Below are 319 nucleotides of genomic sequence, written 5' to 3' on the forward strand. Positions count from 1 at the left end.
GTGATATTGTTCATGCCGGGAATGGCTTCAACCACATTCGGCATATCCACCAGACGCTGCGCCAGTCGCCAGATCCGTTTCTGGCTAGCCAGCGTCACCGGCGGTTCCAGTTCCAGCACTACCGCCGTTTCACCTATCAGATAACAACGCGCTCGTTGCACTTTCGATCCCTCTGATTATTCGTTATGCAGGATTAGGAATATCAATAAAGGTCACATCAAGATCGGTATTTTCATTCAGCCACTCGCTCAATGCGCGAATACCACCACGTTCAGTGGCATGGTGACCTGCAGCATAAAAATGCAATCCCTGCTCGCGG

At 51.1% G+C, this 319-nt stretch carries 1 protein-coding gene and 1 pseudogene; both read right to left on the reverse strand.

The window, feature by feature from the left end; genetic code table 11:
• The coding region (locus SB756_RS28925; protein ID WP_142915227.1) for a carboxyltransferase domain-containing protein at positions 1–161 on the reverse strand (161 nt) is incomplete at its 3' end.
• A gap of 22 nt (positions 162–183) precedes the next feature.
• Positions 184–319 (reverse strand): annotated as a pseudogene (locus tag SB756_RS28930) (Nif3-like dinuclear metal center protein); the annotation flags it as partial.

It is taken from the genome of Pseudomonas sp. SIMBA_068, from assembly GCF_046534705.1.
Classification (GTDB): Bacteria; Pseudomonadota; Gammaproteobacteria; order Pseudomonadales; family Pseudomonadaceae; genus Aquipseudomonas; species Aquipseudomonas putida.